At 71.1% G+C, this 17,802-nt stretch carries 16 protein-coding genes; 7 read left to right on the plus strand and 9 right to left on the minus strand.

What is annotated here, in order from left to right; genetic code table 11:
* Positions 1-11 precede the first annotated feature (11 nt).
* Entirely contained in the window at positions 12-848 is an 837-nt protein-coding gene (locus I8E28_RS07200) for an SDR family NAD(P)-dependent oxidoreductase (RefSeq protein WP_200787311.1), read from the minus strand.
* A gap of 113 nt (positions 849-961) precedes the next feature.
* Here I8E28_RS07200 and I8E28_RS07205 point away from each other — a divergent pair, with 113 nt between their 5' ends.
* Positions 962-2,188, plus strand: coding sequence for an FAD-dependent oxidoreductase (locus I8E28_RS07205; protein ID WP_200787312.1), 1,227 nt, complete (start codon positions 962-964; stop codon positions 2,186-2,188).
* 6 nt (positions 2,189-2,194) lie between these two features.
* Here I8E28_RS07205 and I8E28_RS07210 read toward each other — a convergent pair whose 3' ends face one another.
* The 6 genes from I8E28_RS07210 to I8E28_RS07235 form a co-directional block, all read right to left on the minus strand.
* Complete coding sequence (locus I8E28_RS07210) at positions 2,195-2,617, minus strand: response regulator (protein WP_200787313.1); 423 nt, start codon at positions 2,615-2,617, stop codon at positions 2,195-2,197.
* A complete protein-coding gene (locus I8E28_RS07215; RefSeq protein ID WP_200787314.1) occupies positions 2,614-4,035 on the minus strand; it encodes an RAD55 family ATPase in 1,422 nt (473 codons plus the stop codon). Before I8E28_RS07215 ends, I8E28_RS07210 begins: the two co-directional genes overlap by 4 nt.
* Positions 4,032-4,793, minus strand: a complete 762-nt coding sequence (locus I8E28_RS07220; protein WP_200787315.1) for a sensor histidine kinase — start codon at positions 4,791-4,793, stop codon at positions 4,032-4,034. Before I8E28_RS07220 ends, I8E28_RS07215 begins: the two co-directional genes overlap by 4 nt.
* A 124-nt stretch (positions 4,794-4,917) precedes the next feature.
* Positions 4,918-6,756 carry an ABC transporter ATP-binding protein gene (locus tag I8E28_RS07225; protein ID WP_200787316.1) on the minus strand — a complete coding sequence of 613 codons (1,839 nt, stop codon included), beginning with the start codon at positions 6,754-6,756 and terminating at the stop codon, positions 4,918-4,920.
* Entirely contained in the window at positions 6,746-8,488 is a 1,743-nt protein-coding gene (locus I8E28_RS07230) for an ABC transporter ATP-binding protein (RefSeq protein WP_200787317.1), read from the minus strand. The genes I8E28_RS07225 and I8E28_RS07230 overlap by 11 nt, the downstream gene beginning before the upstream one ends.
* 175 nt (positions 8,489-8,663) lie before the next feature.
* Entirely contained in the window at positions 8,664-9,476 is an 813-nt protein-coding gene (locus I8E28_RS07235; protein ID WP_200787318.1) for a DUF4198 domain-containing protein, read from the minus strand.
* Between the two features lie 173 nt (positions 9,477-9,649).
* Here I8E28_RS07235 and I8E28_RS07240 point away from each other — a divergent pair, with 173 nt between their 5' ends.
* The 5 genes from I8E28_RS07240 to acpA all read left to right on the plus strand — a co-directional run bounded on the left by I8E28_RS07240 (position 9,650) and on the right by acpA (position 14,756).
* Positions 9,650-10,105: a GAF domain-containing protein gene (locus I8E28_RS07240; RefSeq protein ID WP_200787319.1), complete on the plus strand. Its 456-nt coding sequence runs from the start codon at positions 9,650-9,652 to the stop codon at positions 10,103-10,105.
* Between the two features lie 138 nt (positions 10,106-10,243).
* Positions 10,244-11,758, plus strand: a complete 1,515-nt coding sequence (locus tag I8E28_RS07245) for a DUF4331 domain-containing protein (RefSeq protein WP_200787320.1) — start codon at positions 10,244-10,246, stop codon at positions 11,756-11,758.
* Positions 11,759-11,769: 11 nt separating this feature from the next.
* Positions 11,770-12,048: a hypothetical protein gene (locus I8E28_RS07250; RefSeq protein ID WP_200787321.1), complete on the plus strand. Its 279-nt coding sequence runs from the start codon at positions 11,770-11,772 to the stop codon at positions 12,046-12,048.
* Positions 12,049-12,125: 77 nt separating this feature from the next.
* Positions 12,126-13,169, plus strand: coding sequence for an alpha/beta hydrolase (locus tag I8E28_RS07255; RefSeq protein ID WP_200787322.1), 1,044 nt, complete (start codon positions 12,126-12,128; stop codon positions 13,167-13,169).
* A gap of 72 nt (positions 13,170-13,241) precedes the next feature.
* Positions 13,242-14,756 carry an acid phosphatase gene (acpA, locus tag I8E28_RS07260; protein ID WP_200787323.1) on the plus strand — a complete coding sequence of 505 codons (1,515 nt, stop codon included), beginning with the start codon at positions 13,242-13,244 and terminating at the stop codon, positions 14,754-14,756.
* A 20-nt stretch (positions 14,757-14,776) separates the two neighbouring features.
* On the opposite strand, the gene I8E28_RS07265 is transcribed toward acpA, so the two are convergent.
* Positions 14,777-15,895, minus strand: coding sequence for a hypothetical protein (locus tag I8E28_RS07265; RefSeq protein ID WP_200787324.1), 1,119 nt, complete (start codon positions 15,893-15,895; stop codon positions 14,777-14,779).
* A gap of 273 nt (positions 15,896-16,168) precedes the next feature.
* Positions 16,169-16,555, minus strand: coding sequence for a cupin domain-containing protein (locus I8E28_RS07270; protein ID WP_200787325.1), 387 nt, complete (start codon positions 16,553-16,555; stop codon positions 16,169-16,171).
* A 177-nt stretch (positions 16,556-16,732) separates the two neighbouring features.
* Here I8E28_RS07270 and I8E28_RS07275 point away from each other — a divergent pair, with 177 nt between their 5' ends.
* Complete coding sequence (locus I8E28_RS07275; protein ID WP_200787326.1) at positions 16,733-17,674, plus strand: LysR family transcriptional regulator; 942 nt, start codon at positions 16,733-16,735, stop codon at positions 17,672-17,674.
* Positions 17,675-17,802 lie beyond the last annotated feature (128 nt).

Here is a 17,802-nt window from a genome sequence, read left to right on the forward strand (position 1 = left end):
TGCGTGCTCCTTCAGCTTCTTTCGATCTCGCGCGCGAGCTTCGCGCCGATGTACTTCCAGTAGGTGACCGGCGCCAGCCGCTGCAGGAACGCGGCCTGCTTCGCGTCCTTGCCCACCAGCACGCGCGGCGCACGGCGGGCGATGGCGTCGCCGATGGTGCGCGCCGCGTCCTCCGGCGCCATCTTCAACACGGCCTTCCACGCCTTCTGGTGCTGCGCGAGCTCTTCTTGCGTCGCACCCGCGGGCACCTTCGCGCTGGACGCGATGGCGGTGCGCACGCCGCCCGGATGCACCACGGTCACGCGCACGGGCGAGCCGTCGCGTTCGAGTTCATGGCGCAGCGATTCGGAAAACCCGCGCAGCGCGAACTTCGCCGAGCTGTACGCCGTCTGGCCAGGCGGCGCAATGATCCCGAAGATGCTGGAGACGTTCACGACCTGCGCGGCGCGCTCGCGGGCCAGCAGCGGCAGGAACGCGCGAGTCAGTCGCACGGGCGCGTGGAAGTTGATGTCCAGCAGCCACTCGAAGTCGTCCGCCGCGACCTGCTGGAACGTGCCGCCGACCGCCACGCCGGCGTTGTTGGCGAGGACAGTCACCTTGCCGTGGGCGTCCAGCACCTGCTGCGGCCAGGCCCCGCAGGCAGCGCGGTCGGTGACGTCGAAGGCGTGGGTCGTCACCATCACGCCGGCGCTGCGCGCTGACGCCGCCGTCGCTTCCAGCCCTTGCGCGTTGCGGTCGGCCAGGGCCAGGTGCATGCCACGCCGCGCAAGGTCCTGCGCGAGCGCCGCCCCGATGCCGCTGCCGGCGCCCGTGATCGCCGCGACGCCGCCCGTCAGCCAATCCGCCATGTGCTTGCTCCTGTGGCGGCCGGAGCATAGGCGATGCCGCGACCGGGGCGGTGTCGCCTGCGCGCGCCGTCCGGACTAGGAGCCTGAGCCGCGCAGGCATCCTAAGATGCGGCATGGACTCGCGGCAGCAATGCGTCGTCGCCGGCGGCGGCCCCGCCGGCCTGGTGCTGGGCTACCTGCTCGCGCGCTCGGGCGTGCGGGTGGCGGTGCTGGAGAAGCACGACGACTTCCTGCGCGACTTCCGCGGCGACACCATCCATCCGTCCACGCTCACGGTGCTGCAGGACGTGGGCCTCCTCGAGCGCTTCCTCGAATTGCCGCACGACGAGGTCGCCGAGCTGTCGGGCGACGTCTTCGGCGAGATCGTCACCATCGCCGACTTCCGCCGCCTGCCCGCGCCGCGGCCCTTCCTGGTGCTGGTGCCGCAGTGGGACTTCCTCGACTTCATCGCCGGCGAGGCGCGCCGGTTCCCGAACTTCACGCTGCACATGGGTGCCAAGGCGGAGTCCGTGCTCGAGGAGGGCGGCCGGGTGGTGGGCGTGCGTGGCAAGGGCCACGATGGCGCCTTCGAGATCCGTGCCGACCTGGTCGTGGCCGCCGACGGCCGCCACACGACGATCCGCGACAGCGCGGGCCTGAACGCGATCGACGTCGGCGCGCCGATCGACGTGCTCTGGTTCCACCTGCCACGCGATCCGCAGCGCCACCCCAGCCGCACGGGCGGGATCATCCGGGCCGGCGCGATCCTGGTCATGCTGAACCGCCAGTCGTATTGGCAGTGCGCGTACGTCATCCCCAAGGGCGGATTCGAAACACTGCAAGCGGAAGGCCTGCAACGCTTCCGCGAGCGGCTGGCCACGGTGGCGCCGTTCTTCGCGCCGGACGTCGCGACGCTGGAGACCTGGGACGCGATCAAGCTGCTCACGGTGCAGATCACCGACCTGGAGCAATGGCACCGCGACGGCCTGCTCGTCATCGGCGATGCGGCCCATGCCATGTCGCCGGTCGGCGGCGTGGGCATCAACCTCGCGATCCAGGACGCGGTCGCGGCGGCGAACCTGCTGGCGGAGCCGCTGCGCGGAGGCCGCCTGGAAGCGAACCACCTGGCTGCGGTGGAGAAGCGCCGCCACTGGCCGGCGCGCGTGACGCAGCGCGCGCAAGTCGCGATCCAGGACACGGTGCTTTCGCCAGTGCTGGCTCGGACCGATGCGCCCGCGGGCGTGCCGTTGCCGTTGAAGCTGCTGCAGCGCTTTCCGCGGCTGCGATCGCTGCCGGCGCGGCTGGTGGGGATCGGCGTGCGGCCCGAGCGGGTCCGGGTCGCGCCGCATCCGGCGGCGTGAAGATCCTCAGGGCGACGGGGCGTTGCGCTCGCTGGTGTCCGGCGGCAGCAGCGCGCGCACGGCGCCCAGGAATTGCTCCAGGCTGAAGGGCTTGCGCAGGAAGGCCTTGTAGTCCACCGCGTACGGCCGCAGGGCCGATTGCGGTGCGCCGCTGATCAGCAGCACCGGCACGTGGCGGTGCGCGGCGCGCGCGTGGATCTGGCGCACCAGTTCGCCGCCGTTGATGCCGGGCATCATGAAGTCGGTGATGACGACGTCGGGACGCGCTTCGTCCAGCCGCTCCAGCGCGAGGCGCGCATCCGCGGCGGTGGTGACGTGCAGCCCCGCTTCGGCAAGGATCAGTGCCAGGACCTCCGTGCTGGAGATCTCGTCGTCGACGAGCAGGACGCGTCGGCGCGGATCCGGCGAAGCGGGCTGGGGAAGGGTCAAGACTGGGCCTCGTCCTTGACTTCGAGACCATTCGAACCCAGCACGATCTCGCGGATGCGCAAGTCGCTGCGCGTCACGCGGCTCTTGCCGATCCAGACGAAGCGGCGCACTCGCGTCTGCGTCTCCACCCGGCAGTTGACGACGGTGTCGGCGAGCGCCGACATGGTGGCGGTGTCCATGTGCGTGTCGCCGGGCTGGCCCGTCTCCACCGTGATCAGCGTCGTCGCCCCCGAATGCCGCAACTCGTTCATCAGCGTGGTGAGGAACGCGCCGCCGCGTCCCTTGAACGAGGCCGTCGCGGCGAAGCCGCCCAGCCCGTCGATCACGACACGCGCGGGGCGCAACCGGCGCACCGCTTCCAGCAGCTCGGTGGACAGCACGTCGAGGATGTTCTCGCCGAAGGGCCGCCATTGCCAGACGACCTGGGGCTGGCCCAGGGAGTCGGCGCGCGGGATGCCTTCCATCCGCGCGATCGCCTGCAGGAACTCGGGCGACTCGTAGAAGCCGAGGAACAGGGACTGCTCGTCGCGCGTGGCCTGCGCGAGGAAGTGCAGGGCGATCGAGGTCTTGCCACTGCCGGACTGCCCGCAGACGACGTTGACGCTGCCCCTGGCGAAGCCGCCGATGGCGAACATCTCGTCCAGGCCCTGGATGCCGGTTGAGACGCCCTCGGCCATGATGCAGCCGTCGGGGCCGGCGCGCAGCGCTGCTTCCAGCCGCGGGTGGATGACGATGCCGGCGTCGCCGATCTGGAACACGTGGTTGCCGCGCAGCGTCGCGCTGCCGCGGAACTTGACGACCTCGATGTTGCGTTCACGGCGCGGGCCGTAGGCCTTCTCGCGCAGCAGGAAGATGCCGTCGACCATGGTCTGCTCGGCCGACACGTGGCGGTCCGGGTCGTCGCTGGCGAGCAGCAGGGTGGTGCAGCCGGCGAGCAGCGAATGGGTCTGGATGTCGTTGATGAAGACCTTCAGTTCCTCGTCCGACTGCGCGGCCGCGGCGGCGATGACGAGGCCGTCGAGCACGACCAGCTCGGCGCTTCGCGTGCGCATTTCGCCGCGCAGCAGTTCGATCACGCCGGCCAGGCCGCGCGTGCGCAGCGCGTTGAAGGCGCTCACGTAGTAGACCCGGTCGGGCAGGCACGCCGCATCGAAGAACGAGAACTCGCCCAGGTGCTGGAGCAGGCGGCTGTGCGACTCGGCCAGCATCGTCACGTAGACGACGTTGCCACCGCGCGCGGCGGTGTTGTAGGCGACCTGGTTGGCAAGGATGGTCTTCCCGGCCCCGGGCGAGCCCTGCAGGATGTAGACGCCCGAGCGCAGGAAGCCTCCGCCGGTGATCGCGTCCAGGCCGGGCACGCCGGTCGCCATGCGCGCAATGGTGTTGTCGGTGGAGGGGGTGTCGGGGGTTCCGGTCAAGGCGAAGGCTCCGTCTGCAAGGCGGCCGGTCCGAGCGGCAGGCAGACACGGAACGTCGTTCCCTTGCCCTCGGCGGACTCGATGTCGATCGTACCTTTGTGGGCCACCACCATCCGGGCCACGATCCACAGGCCCAGGCCATAGCCGCTGCGGTTGCCACCATCGCGCACCAGCCGCTCGAATTTCTGGAACAGCCGCGCCTGCTGCGCCGCGCTGATGCCGGGCCCCTGGTCCACGACCTCGAAGCAGGCTTGCGAGCCGTCGACGCTGGCGCGCACAGTCACCGGCGTGCCGGCGCCGTACTTGATGGCATTGGTGACCAGGTTGGACACGATCTGCTCGGCCATGTGCGGGTCCCACAGGCCGGTCGCGTCGGCGCTGACCTGCGCCGCCAGCGTGGTGCCGCGCGCCGCCGCCTCGTCCGCGTGGGACTCGACCACGTCCTCCACCAGGCGCCGCATGTCCACCGCCTCGCGCACGAGCTCCACCGTCTCGGCATTGAGCCGGCTGATGTCCAGCAGGACGACCGCACGCCGCGCATACCGGTCGGCGCTGCGGCGGGTGCGGCGGATCTGCTCGCACAGGTCCGTGGCACCGCTGCGCTCGGCGACCTGCTCCAGCACGGCCAGGCGCAGCGACAGCGCATTCAGCGGCGAGCGCAGTTCATGGGCTGCGATGGCGAGGAAATCGTCGCGCGCACGCACGGCGTCCTCCAGCTCGGCGATCCGGCGCAGCAGCGGATCGGTGGGCAGGGGCAACGGCTGGAAGGAAGAGTCCGGGGCGACGGCGCGCATGAACTTCGGCGGCCGGGGGACCGAGTGGCGGGACGCGCAGGATACGCCGCCGCCCATGGTTGTGCAAAGACTTTGCGGATGAGTTGGTTCAGGCCGACTCGGAGCCGGCGCCGTCGGGCTCGTCCTGGTCTTCCAGCTGCTGCAATTCGTACAGCCGCCGGTAGATGCCACCGCCGACCTGCATCAGCGCGTCGTGGGTGCCGAGCTCGGCGACGCGGCCATGGTTCAGCACGACGATGGTGTCGGCCTCGCGCACGGTGGACAGCCGGTGGGCGATGGCGACGATCGTCACCTTGCCGCGCAGGCTGGCCAGCGCGCGCTGCACGACCTGTTCGGTCTCGGAGTCGATGTTCGCCGTCGCCTCGTCGAGGAACAGGATGCGCGGGTCGCCCGCCAGCGCGCGTGCGATGGCGATGAGTTGCTTCTGCCCCACCGACAGGCGGGCGCCGCCTTCGCCCAGCGGCGTGTCGTAGCCACGCTCGAGGCCGAGGATGAAGTCGTGCGCCTGCGCGGCACGGGCCGCGGCCTCGACCTGCGCCTCGGAGATCGGGCGGCCCATCGTGATGTTCTCGCGCGCGGTCGCGGCAAGCAGGAACGGCTCCTGCGGCACCAGGCCGACGCGGTCGCGCAGGTGGTCCTCGCCGATCTGGTCGAGTGGCGCGCCGTCGATGCGGATGCTGCCCGCCGGCGCGGGGTAGAAGCGCAGCAGCAGCGACAGCAGCGTGCTCTTGCCGCTGCCGGTGTGGCCGACGATGCCCCAGAAGCTGCCCGGCGCGATCGTGAGGTCGACGTCGTGCAGCACCGGCCGGCCCGGCTGGTAGGCGAAGGTCAGCTGCTCGATGCGGATGCCGCCCTCGCGCACTTCGGCTTGCGGCGGTGCTTCGGGGGTCTCGGCTTCCTTCAGCAGGGTGTGCACGCGCGCGGCGCCCACCATCGCCTGCTGCAGCTGGGAGAACTGCATGGTGATCTGGGTCAGCGGCTCGACCACGCGCGCGATGTAGCTGACGAACGCGTACAACACGCCGACCTCGATGGTGCCCAGCGCGCCGCCCTGGATGCGCAGGCCGAACATGCCGATCACGGCCGCGAGCAGGACGACATTGAGCAGGTCCAGCATCGGGCGCAGCAGCCAGGCGTTCGCCCGCAGCTCGACCTGCCGCGATGCGTAGTGCGATTCGTTGAGGCCGGCAAAGCGGCCGCGGAAGCGGTCGGTCGCATTGGCCGCCTGCAGCACCGGCATGCCGGCGATCGATTCGGCCATCTGCGCGTTCAGTTCGCTGCGCAGCTCGCGCGTGCGCGTCACGGCCGGCGCCGACAGGCGCTGGTACACGGCGACGATGACGACCACGGCGGGCAGGAGCACCAGCACCGCCAGCATCAGCCGCCAGTCCAGCCACAGCATCGCAATCGCAGCGCCGACCAGCACGATCACGCTGTCCAGCATGACGAACAGCACCTGCACGTACAGCGTCTTCACCGCTTCGGTGTCGTTGGTGACGCGGCTGACCAGCTGGCCGGTGATGGCGCGGTCGAAGAACGCCATCGGCAGGCGAAGCACGTGCGCGTACACCTCCTCGCGCACGCGCTGCACCGAGCGCATGGCCAGGCCGGCCAGCCGCAGCAACTGCAGGTACCGCAGCCAGCTGGAGAGCATGCCCGCCACCAGTGCGCCGGCGAGCAGGGCGCCGATCTGCGCGACCGCCGCATGCCTGGGCAGCAGGTAGTGGTCGATCAGGAACTTGCCGATCAGCGGGCCGAGCGCTTCCAGTGCCGCGGCGGCGACCAGCCACAGCACGGCCCACCAGAAGTGGTGCTTGTCCGGCCGCGCGGCGCGCACCAGCAGGCGTGTCGACTCGCCCAGCAGGTCGCGGCGGCTGGTGGGCGCGCCATGCGCGGCGCGTTCGGCGGCGATGGATTCAGCTGGCATCGAGGCTCGCCTGCAGTTGCTGGTAGCGCCACTGGCGCGCGTACCAGCCGTCGTGCGCCAGCAGCTGCGCATGGGTGCCGTGCTCGACGACGCGCCCGCCGTGCAGCACCAGCGTCTGGTCGGCATCGGCGACCGCGCTCAGGCGGTGGCCGGCGATGACGACGGTGCGGCCCACCCGCGCCTGGCGCAGGTGGCCGAGGATGCGCGCCTCGGTCTCGGTGTCGACGGCCGACAGCGCGTCGTCCAGCAGCAGCAGCGGCGCGTCCGCGAGGAGGGCGCGCGCGATCGCCACGCGCTGGCGCTGGCCGCCGGACAGCGTGACGCCACGCTCGCCGACCGGCGTGTCGTAGCCGTGGGGCAGCCGCAGGATGTCCTCGTGCACGGCCGCCAGTTGCGCGGCTTCGATCACCTGCTCGCGCGTGGCGTCGGGGCGCGCCAGCGCGATGTTGTCGGCCACCGTGGCGGAGAACAGGAACGCTTCCTGCGGCACCCAGGCGATCGCGTCGCGCAACGCGCCCAGCGTGTAGCCGGGCAGCTCGACGCCGTTCCAGGCGATGCGGCCCGCTTCGGGCGCGTGGTGGCGCAGGAGCAGCCGCAGCAGCGTCGACTTGCCGGCGCCCGTCGGGCCGACGAGGCCGACGGTCTGGCCCGGCTCGATCCGCAGCGAGACGTCCTTCAGCGCCGGCTTCGGCTGGCCCGGGTAGTGGAAGGCGACGTGCTCGACCTGCAGCGGGCCCGGCACCACGTGCTGCTGCGTGCCGTGGTCGTCGACCGACAGCGGCGCATCCAGCACCGGGCGCAGGCGCGCCCACGCCGCGTTGCCGCGCTGGAACAGCGACAGCACCCAGCCGGCCGCGAACATCGGCCAGATCAGCTGGCCCAGGTACATGCTGAAGCTGGTGAGCTGGCCCACCGTCAGTTCCTGCTGCCACACCAGCCAGCTGCCGACGCCCAGCGTCAGCACCGTCGCCGCGCTCAGCGTGAAGCCCACCGCGGGTTCGTAGGCCGCTTCCCAGCGCTGCGCGGCGAGGCTGGCTTCCGCCGCGCCGGAGGCGAGCTGCGAGAACGTCGCCGTGCTGCGCGCCTGCAGCCCGAGCGCGCGCACGGTGCGCACGCCCGAGAGCGTTTCCTGCACGTGGTCGTTGAGGTGGCCGAAGCGCTCGAGCGAGCGGTGCGACGCCTCGTGCACGTGGCGCGAGATCCACCAGAACGACAGCGCCATCAGCGGGAAGGGCAGCAGCGCGAACGCGGCCAGCCGCGGGTCGACGCCCAGCGCCATGGTCGCGACCACCAGCACCAGGGTCAACGTGCCGTCGAAGCCGGCGAGCATCGCTTCGCCCGCCGCCATCTCGACGGCGTCGATGTCGTTGGTGGCCAGCGCCATCAGGTTGCCGGTGCGGCTGGTCTGGAAGAACGCGGGGCCCTGCAGCGACAGCCGCGTGTAAAGGCGCTGGCGCAGCTCGACGCCCAGGCGGTAGGCCGCCGCATACAGCTGCAGCCGCCAGCCCACGCGCAGGAAGTAGACGACGGCGCCGGCCGCGACGAGCAGCAGCAGTTGCTGCACCATCGTCCAGCCGCCCAGGCGGTTGGCCACCAGCTCGTCGACCATGTGCCCGACCTGGCGCGGGATCCACACCGTCAGCAGCGCGATGCCGGCCAGCATCGCACCGGAGGACGCATAGGCACTCCAGTGGCGGCCGAGGAAGGAGCCGATCAGGCGGTACAGGGACATGGGCGCGAAAACGAAGCGCTGGGCGCAAAACGAAGCGCTGGAGGCGCAAAACGAATCGCCCGCGTGCGGTGTCAGGGGGCCGGGCGCGGGCGAGAGGCGGGATTCTAGTGAGTCGCGCGGGGCCGGTGATGCCGATGGCGCGGCCATTGATGCCGGACGCGCATCACGCGCGGCATCAGCGCACGGTCACGGTGAGCGTCGCGAAGCGCGTGTGCCAGGCCTCGCCCTGCGCATGCGGCAGGTCGAAGGCGGTGCTGCGCAGGAGCCACTCGCCCGCGAGCGGCAACGCCAGCTGGATGCGGCCCTGGGCGTCGGTCTCGCGCCAGATCCCGAAGGGACTGCGCACGTTGACGAATTCGACCGCCAGCCCGGGCACCGGCTGCCCCTTGGACAGGGCCTGGAAGGTCGCGGGCACGTTGGTGCGCAGCGAGTCGCCGCCGACGGGCACGAGCTCGAGTGGATAGGAGCGCGCGGCGCGCAAGGCGGCGAGCGACGCTGCAGGTTCTGCGCCGGGCACGGGCGATTCGAGGCGCACGTACTTGCGATAGACCTCGGTCCAGCCCACGCCCGCGGCCTGCTGCGCGGCCCATGCATCGCGCACTGCTTGCGGTGCGCGCACGTCGTCGAGGTATTGCCGCACGAGCTCGGGCGTGAGCGTGAGGTCGACCGGCAGGAGCTCCATCCAGCAGGCGGCGGCACGCGCGGTACCGACGCGCGAGCGCAGCTCGAGCGTCCGCTCCAGTTCGCGCCGCGGCGTCAGCGCGCGGGCCTCGCCCGTGTCGTCGACGCATCCGGAGGCGACGACGCGCGAGCCGGGCACGACGCCTTCGGAGCGCGGGTAGCGCGAGCCGGTGCCCAGCTCCAGCGCGAGCAAGCCGCTGCCCGGTTGGTCGGCACCGACGTGCAGCCAGGTGTCGTGCGCGTGCACGGCCGCGCTGGACAGCATCGCGGCCGCGAACAGCAGGCGCAGGGTGAAGTGAGCAGTCATGCGAGGCATCGATGAACCTGAATCCATGGGGTCGCGGCGAGCGTATCTTGCTTGCGCGGCCTTGTGGGACGCTTGCGCGGCCAAAGCTCGGCGCAGGACGGCGCGACGCCTGCGCCGGCACGGCGTCTGACGTCCGGTAGCCGGCCGCGCTGCGACAACCACTTCCGGTGCTGATGCTCGACCCGCTTCCCACTGCCGCGTTCGAGGCCACGCGGTCCATCGCCCGCGAAGACCTGCATGGCGTCCTGGCGAGCCTGAACGCCCGCGTGCCGTTCCGCTTCACGGGCGTGTACCGCTTCGACGGCGCACTGCTGTGCAACGTGGCGCTCTTCGACCGTCTGAGCCCTGTCGTGCCCCGCGGCGCCGACGCGCCGCTGGGCGAGACCTACTGCGCCATCACCGGCCGCATGAACGATGCGCTGCTGGTGTCCGACGGACGCCGCGACCCGCGCTACCCCTGGATGCGCGCCAACGCAGTGATCTCGTACTGCGGCGTGCCGATCCGCTCGGACGCCGGCACGCCGCTGGGCACGCTGTGCCACTTCGACCTGGCCGCGTGGCCGGCGCAGGGCGACGAGGCCGGATACCTGCTGTGCATCGCGGACCTGTTCCGCCACTGCCTCGACTGACGCCGCGCGCATCCACACGCAGTTCTTACGTTTTGGAATCGACGCCCGCCGGGCGTCCTACGGCCTTGCGGTGGCGCTCGCCCGAGCATCCGATGGCGCCGGGCATCTCCCCGGCGCCCATCCACCGAAGGAGAGCCCATGTCCAAGAATCCTGTTCGGCTGGCGCCGTTGCTGCTGCTCGCGCTGGCGGCAGGCACCGCGCTTGCGTCCAGCCACCGCGAAGCCCCCGCCCTCACGGCCATGCCCAAGGTCGACGCGACCGACCTGTACATGTTCCGCAGCTACGAGGCCGGGCGGCAGGACTACGTCACGATCCTCGCCAACTACCAGCCGTTCCAGGACCCGCAGGGGGGGCCGAACTTCTACATGTTCGACCCGAGCGCGCTGTACGAGATCCACGTGGACAACAACGGCGACGCGAAGGAGGACCTGACGTTCCAGTTCCGGTTCCAGAACGAGTCAAAGGGCGCCGCCCTGGCGGTGGGCGGCAAGCAGGTCAAGATCCCGCTGATCGACAGCGGACCCATCACCGGCGTGAACGCCGCCACCCTCAACGTGCGCGAGACGTACACCGTCGACCTGGTGCGGGGCGATCGCCGCTCGGGAACGCGCGCCTCGGTCGGCGCCAGCGGTGGCACCAGCACCTTCGACAAGCCGGTCGACAACATCGGCGACAAGACCTTCGGCGGCGCCAGCGGCTACGCAGGCTATGCCGCGCAACACATCTACACGGTGGCGATCCCGGGCTGCTCCGGGCAGGGCCGCGTGTTCGTGGGCCAGCGCAAGGAGCCGTTCTACATCGCGGTCGGCAAGATCTTCGACCTGCTCAACCTGGACCCGCTCGGGCCCGAGGTGGGCGGCAACAACAACGACCTGGAAGGCAAGAACGTCAGCACGATCGCGATGGAAGTGCCGATCGCGTGCCTGACCGCGGGCAGTGACCCCGTCATCGGCGCCTGGACCACGGCCAGCCTGCGCCAGGGTCGCGTCCTGAGCGGCTCGCCCGACAGCGGGCTGGGCAAGAACTTGCGCGCTGGCGGCGCGTGGACGCAGGTGTCGCGCGTGGGCATGCCGCTGGTCAACGAAGTGGTGATCGGCCTGGACGACAAGGACCGCTTCAATGCGAGCAAGCCCAAGGACGATGCGAGCTTCCTCGACTACGTCACCAACCCGACGTTGCCAGCGCTGATCCAGACGCTGTTCCCCAACGCCGTCGCGCCGACCAACTTCCCGCGCACCGACCTGGTGACCGTGTTCCTCAAGGGCATCAAGGGCGTCAACCAGCCGGCGACCGTGACGCCCAGCGAGATGCTGCGGCTGAACACCTCCATCGCACCGGCGGCGGCCGGCGCGCAGAACCCGCTGGGCGTGGCGGCCGGCGACAACTCCGGGTTCCCCAACGGCCGGCGTCCCGCCGACGACGTCGTCGACCTGTCGCTGCGGGTGTCGATGGGCGCGCTCTGCGTGCTGACGGGTGCGGGCGACACGCTGCAGGTCGGCTGCAAGCCGTCGGACGCGCCCGCCGGAGCCCTGCCGTTCACGGACGGCGTGCGCAAGACGGCCGCGAACTACGGCTCGGCCTTCCCGTACCTCACCACGCCGCTGCCCGGCAACCTGAACCCGGCGCCGGCGGCGGGCACGACCTTCCCCTGAGGAGCACGCACATGCACACCAGGAATTTGCTTGCCCTGCTCGCCGGCGCCGTGGTGCTGGCGGCCTGTGGCGGTGGCGATGGCGACGGCGTCGCCGCCGACGGCACCGGCACGACCGGTTCCGGCGGGACCGGCGCGTCGGCGTCGAACGCGGTGCCGGACTCCGCCTTCGGCAGCGTCGACGCATTCGTCGCGTACCTGCGCCAGCTGGGCAACGACGAGACGTCCGAACCGCTCGCGCTGCCGTCGGGGCCGGCGCCGACCAGCGACACGACGGAGCCGACCGCCTGACGGCCGGCGCGTGACCCCGACGCGAAGGCACCCTGGCGGGTGCCTTCGCGCTTCATCAACCCAAGGAGTTTCCAGCCATGAGCAAGTACAAGGACGATGCCGACGACAAGCGGCCCAACCCGGTGGTCGACACCCTCTCCCACGCCGTGGCGGCCATGCGTGCCGATGCCGACCAGAAGGAGCTGGCCGCCTGCCATGAAGCGATGGACCCCAAGGCCATCGAGAAGCTGTCGGCGGCCGAGGCGCGCCGGCAGCCCACGCCGGCCGACGCGGTGATGGCGATGTTGCGCAAGCACGGGCGGCCCACGGACATGCAGGCCCTGGTGCCCGGCGTCTCCAGCAACGAGATCGAGGTGGCCGGTGCGGCCGGGCGGCTGCCTGCGACCGTGTACCGCCCCGCGGGCGACGGCCCGTTCGGCGTCATCCTCTACTTCCACGGGGGTGGCTGGGTGATCGCCGACCGCCACGTGTACGACGGCGGCGCGCGCGGCCTGTGCGCGCAGGCGGACGCGATTGTGGTCTCCGTCGACTACCGGCAGGCGCCGGAGCACAAGTTCCCCGCGCAGTGGGACGACGCGCTGGCGGCGTACCGGTGGGTGCTGGACAACGCGGCACGCCTCGGCGGCGACCCGGGCCGCATCGCTCTCGCGGGCGAGAGTGCGGGCGGCAACCTGTCCGTCGCGACCGCGATGCTCGCGCGCGATGCCGGGCTGCCGCTGCCGCAGCACGTGCTGTCCGTGTATCCGATCGCGCAACCCAGTCTGTCGACCGAGTCGTACCTGGAGAACGCGATCGCCAAGCCGCTCAACCGGGCCATGATGCAATGGTTCTTCGACCAGGTCGCGCGGACGGAGGACGACCTGCAGGACCCTCGCATCAACCTCGTGGACGCACCCCTGCGCGGCCTGCCTCCGGTGACCATCGTCAATGCGCGACTCGACCCGTTGCGCAGCGACGGCGCGCGACTGGAAGACGCATTGCGCAAGGCCGGCGTGCCGGTGGAACGGCGCGAGTACGAAGGCGTCGCGCATGAGTTCTTCGGCGCCGCCGCGGTTCTGGAGAAGGCCAGGCAGGCGCAGGCCTTCGCGGGCGAGCGGCTGCGTGGCGCGCTGGGGGGCTAGTTTCCTAGGGTCGCCCCTGTGCGTTCCGCGGCGGGCCGCGGGTAGGCTGCGGGCCTCGACACCGGAGGATCCATGCGCCCCAGTCTCCCGCGCCTTGCCGCGCTCGCCGTCGCACTCGCCCTGGCCGGCTGCGCCACCGGCCCGTCGCGCGACGCAGGCAGCGCCAAGCTGCACAAGATCAACCATGTGGTGGTGATCTACGCCGAGAACCACAGCTTCGACAACATGTACGGGCTGTTCCCCGGCGCCAACGGCATCGCCAACGCGAAGCCGGAGAACTACCTGCAGCGCGACCACGACGGCACGGTGCTGCCGGAGCTGGTCATCTTCGGCCCCGACGGCAAGCCGAACCCGGCGTTCCCGCGGATGCCGAACAAGCCGTTCCGCATCGACGCGCCGCCGATGAACCGGCCGCCGACGACGATCGTGCCCAGCCCGATCCACGCGTTCTTCCACAACCAGGAGCAGATCCACGGCGGCCGCAACGACCAGTTCGCGGCGATGTCCAACGTCGGCGGCTGGGTGATGGGCCACTACGACGGCAGCCAGTTCCGCATGTGGAAGTGGGCGCAGGAGTACACGCTCGCCGACAACTTCTTCATGGGCGCGTTCGGCGGCTCGTACCTGAACCACCAGTACCTGATTTGCGCCTGCGCGCCGAGGCACGAGAACGCGCCGGCCTCCATGCGCGCCGTGCTCGATGCGGACGGCAAGCTCACGAGGAAGCCCGGGTCGCCGCCTGCGCGCGATGGCGCCGTGCAGTTGGTCAGCAGCGGGGGCGGCCAGGTCACGCCCGACGGCTGGTCGGTCAACACCTCGCAGCCGCCTTGGCAGCCGAGCGGCATCCCGCCGGCGGCCAACGGGCCGCTGACGCATGCCGCCCCGGCCGACAGCCACGGCAGCCAACCGGTGCCGCCGCAGACGGCGCGCACCGTCGGCGACACGCTGTCGGCCAAGGGCGTCTCGTGGGCCTGGTACGCGGGGGGCTACGACAAGGCGCTGGCCGACGGCATGCAACCGGCGAGCATCAAGCGCAGCGTCATCTACACGCGCTCGCCGTCGTCGCCGAATTTCCAGCCGCACCACCAGCCGTTCAACTACTACACGCGCTTCGCGCCCGGCACGCCCGACCGCGCGCAGCACCTGAAGGACGGCGAGGACTTCCTGAAGGCGATCGACGCCGGCACGCTGCCGCAGGTGAGCTTCTACAAGCCCGCGGGCGTGGACACGCAGCACCCGAGCTACACCGACATCATGACCGGCGACATGCACATCGCGGGCCTGCTGGAGCGCCTGCGCAAGAGCCCGCAGTGGAAGGACATGCTGGTCGTGGTCACCTACGACGAGAACGGCGGCTACTGGGACCACGTCGCGCCGCCGACGGGGCCGGGCTGGGGCGACCGCTTCGGGCCCGGCTCGCGCATCCCGACCATCCTGGTCGGCCCGACGGTGAAGAAGGGCTTCATCGACTCGACGCCGTACGACACGACGTCGATCCTGAAGATGGTCACCGAGCGATTCCGTCTCGAGCCCCTGCCGGGCGTGCGGGCCAAGATGGGCGATCTTTCGAACGCGCTCGTCGACTGAGAAAGAAGACGGACTGGCGTTCAGCGCTGCACGAGCTGCAGGTAGACGTCCTGGTCGCCGCCCGCTTCGCGGGTCCAGGCGGCCATCAGGTCGCCGCCGGAGAGGGCGACGAGTTGCGGCGCGGGTCCGGACGTGGCGACGGTGAACGTGGCGCCGACGGGCGCGCCGGTGCCGTCGTACCGCTGGCCGACCGGGTCGGTGCCGGCGGCGATCGACTCCAGCAGCACGAAGCCGCCTTCGCGCAGCGCGACGCCCGCCACCGGCATGGTGCGCAGCCCGCCCGCGGTGCCGCGCGGCTGGCCGGCGGGGTCGTACACCTGCATCGAGCCGTACACCTGCGTGGGCGACAGCAGCGCGGTGCCGCCGTCGGCCAGCGGCAGCAGCAGGCTGCCTTCGGCGATGCCGGTCGCGCCGGCGGGCAGCTGCGGCGCGACGGCGCCGTCGAAGCCCATGTAGCGCAGGAAGGTGTGGCCCATCGTGCGGCCCGCGGTGCCGGCGTACCAGCCGCCAGCCGGCGAGGTCGCGAGCTTCAGCGTCGTGTCGGACGCGCCGGTACCCAGGTCGCGTGCCGGCCCGCTGGGCTGGCCCGACGCGTCGAAGCGCTGCGCCGCGAACTGGGGGATCTTGCCGGTGGTGTCGTCGGTGACGACGGCCCAGCCGACGACGAAGCTGCCATCGGCCCATGCCACGACCTGCGGCTGCGCGACGTAGCGCATTGCGCCACCCGCCGTGCGGTCCTGCTGCACGGCCGCGAGTTCCTGCGCCGGGCCGAGCGCTGCGCCGGAGGCGTCGTGACGCTGCACGGACACCGAGGTGCGCGTGATCCACGGCTCGGTGGCCGACAACGGCGCGGTGCGCACGACGGCGGTAGCGAAGCCGCCATCGGGCAGCACGGCGACGGCGACGGTCGTGGCCGACGCGTCTAGCGGCACCCGCGCCTCGGCGCCGATCCGGCTGCCATCGGCCGCGAAGCGTTGCGCCTGCACGGAGCTGGTTCCATTCGCCTGCGACACCCAGGCGACGGTGGTGCCGCCGCCCGCGAGCGGGCCGATCGCGCGCAGCACCTGCTGGCCCGCGCTGTCCGAATTCACGCGCTGCGGTTGCGTCGACGTGGTGGTGGGAAGGGGTTGGGCGCTCACGGTGGTTCCCGTCGGGAGGGGGTCCGTTGCCGCCGGACCGGCGGATCCGCCACCACCGCCGCCGCCACCGCCACAGGCGGTGAGGGCCGCCAACAGGGCGGAGAGGGTGAAGATGCGTGCCACGTTGACCCCGGTGGCTCGGGTACTGCTGTTGCTCATGGGCTCCGTCCCAGTGAATGGTGGAGCCATGCTAGGAACGGATGCGTTCACCTCCCTGTAGGACGCCAAGCTCGGCGGCTAGCCCCAACGGGCTGTTGTGCTTCGGGGGCATGCTCAGCGGCTGCCGTCCCGCAGCGTGCGGGCCCCGGTGCCACCGCCATGCGCCGCATCCCCGCGGTCGAGCAGCAGCGTGACCAGCACGGCGCAGTCGGTGCGCGCGCGCAGCGAATGCTTCTCGCCGCCCGGCAGCACCACCAGTTGGCCGGCCTTCAGTTGGCGGACGCCCCCCGGCATCACGAGTTCAACAACACCCTCGAGGCAATGCACCGTGCACTCGTCGGACACGTGGTGCTCGGGCTGCTCCTGGTGCGCACGCAGCACCAGATGCAGCAGCTGCACCCGGTCGGTCTTGATCAGGCTGGTGCTGACCGCTTCGCGCAGGGCATCGCCCAGCGGCTGCACGCTGATGATGTCGAGGGTGTCGGCATGCGGCAGGGCCATTCGCGGTCTCCGGTTCGGTGGTCGAGGCCGCGCCGCGGGATCGTCGGCGCGGGCTTCCAAGGCTGGAGCCTAGGACTGCCCAAGCATGGCACGTGTAGGCCGGTCCTGATGGCGGCCCGTCGCGGAAGCCTTGCAACCGGGCCATGGGCTCGATGAGCTGCCGCCCATAATCGGCGCATGAACCTGCTGGCGTCCCTGCGCTACCTCGTCGCGCTGAGCGAGCACGGCCACTTCGGCCGCGCCGCGCAGGCCTGCCACGTCACGCAGCCGGCGCTGTCGAATGCGATGAAGGCGCTGGAGGAGGAGTTCGGCGTCGTCATCGTCAAGCGCGGGCGCAACTACGCGGGCCTCACGCCGGAAGGCGAGCGCGTGCTGCAGACAGCGCAACGGATGCTGCGCGAGCACAGCCTGCTGCAGCAGGAACTGGGGGCGGAGGCGGACAAGCCGCGCGGCGTGCTGCGCATCGGCGCGGTGCCGACGGCCATCCCGGTGCTGGCGCGCTTTGCCGCCCAGTTGCAGGCGCGCCACGCGGGCATCGTGCCGGCGGTGCTGTCCATGAGCTCGGGCGAACTCGAGGCGGGGCTGGAGCGGCTGTCGCTCGACCTCGCGCTGGGCTACACCGAGCGCATGAAGCTGCAGGGCGCGCAACTCAAGGCCTGGGCGCAATACACCGAGCACTACTTCCTCTTGCGCCGCGCGAAGAAGCCGGGGCGCGAGCTGCGCATCGGCGAGCCCATGCGGTGGCGCGACGCCGCGCTAGAGCCGCTGGCGATGCTCACGCCGGACATGCACAACCGCACGATCATCGACAGCGCGTTCGTGACGGCGGGTGCACCGGTGAAGCCGGCGATCGAGACCAACTCGATCATCGCGCTCGCGCTGAGCGTCGTCGCCGGCGACGTCTGCACCGTCATGCCCGGCGCGCTGGTGGGCACCGTGCGCGGCTACCGCGAGCTGGAAGCGGTGCCGCTGGTCGAGCCGGACATCCGCACCCCGATCGGCTTCATGGCCCAGGCGTCCGTGCGGCCGTCGCGCGCGCTGGAGGCAGCGCTCGAGCTGGCCCAGTCGCCCGAATGGCAGCGCGTCGTGGCGGCCAATTCGGGGCTGCTGCTCGGCTAGGAAGAACTCGTTTGGGAGTCCGCTTTTCTTGACCGCGGTCAAGAAACGATTCAATCGGGGCGCGGATGGTGCGGTGCGTCATTCAATCGTTGAATGAAGGGATGCCTCGATGTGATTTGACGGCGTCA

This window comes from Ramlibacter algicola, assembly GCF_016641735.1.
Lineage (GTDB): Bacteria > Pseudomonadota > Gammaproteobacteria > Burkholderiales > Burkholderiaceae_C > Ramlibacter > Ramlibacter algicola.

Bases quoted from the DNA above. Each gene is read 5' to 3' on its own strand.
- I8E28_RS07275 (WP_200787326.1), top strand. From the start codon at position 16,733: ATGAACCTGCTGGCGTCCCTGCGCTACCTCGTCGCGCTGAGCGAGCAC.
- I8E28_RS07245 (WP_200787320.1), top strand. From the start codon at position 10,244: ATGTCCAAGAATCCTGTTCGGCTGGCGCCGTTGCTGCTGCTCGCGCTG.
- I8E28_RS07200 (WP_200787311.1), bottom strand. From the start codon at position 848: ATGGCGGATTGGCTGACGGGCGGCGTCGCGGCGATCACGGGCGCCGGC.
- I8E28_RS07205 (WP_200787312.1), top strand. From the start codon at position 962: ATGGACTCGCGGCAGCAATGCGTCGTCGCCGGCGGCGGCCCCGCCGGC.
- I8E28_RS07255 (WP_200787322.1), top strand. From the start codon at position 12,126: ATGAGCAAGTACAAGGACGATGCCGACGACAAGCGGCCCAACCCGGTG.
- I8E28_RS07270 (WP_200787325.1), bottom strand. From the start codon at position 16,555: ATGGCCCTGCCGCATGCCGACACCCTCGACATCATCAGCGTGCAGCCG.
- I8E28_RS07235 (WP_200787318.1), bottom strand. From the start codon at position 9,476: ATGACTGCTCACTTCACCCTGCGCCTGCTGTTCGCGGCCGCGATGCTG.
- I8E28_RS07230 (WP_200787317.1), bottom strand. From the start codon at position 8,488: ATGTCCCTGTACCGCCTGATCGGCTCCTTCCTCGGCCGCCACTGGAGT.
- I8E28_RS07240 (WP_200787319.1), top strand. From the start codon at position 9,650: ATGCTCGACCCGCTTCCCACTGCCGCGTTCGAGGCCACGCGGTCCATC.
- acpA (WP_200787323.1), top strand. From the start codon at position 13,242: ATGCGCCCCAGTCTCCCGCGCCTTGCCGCGCTCGCCGTCGCACTCGCC.
- I8E28_RS07250 (WP_200787321.1), top strand. From the start codon at position 11,770: ATGCACACCAGGAATTTGCTTGCCCTGCTCGCCGGCGCCGTGGTGCTG.
- I8E28_RS07225 (WP_200787316.1), bottom strand. From the start codon at position 6,756: ATGCCAGCTGAATCCATCGCCGCCGAACGCGCCGCGCATGGCGCGCCC.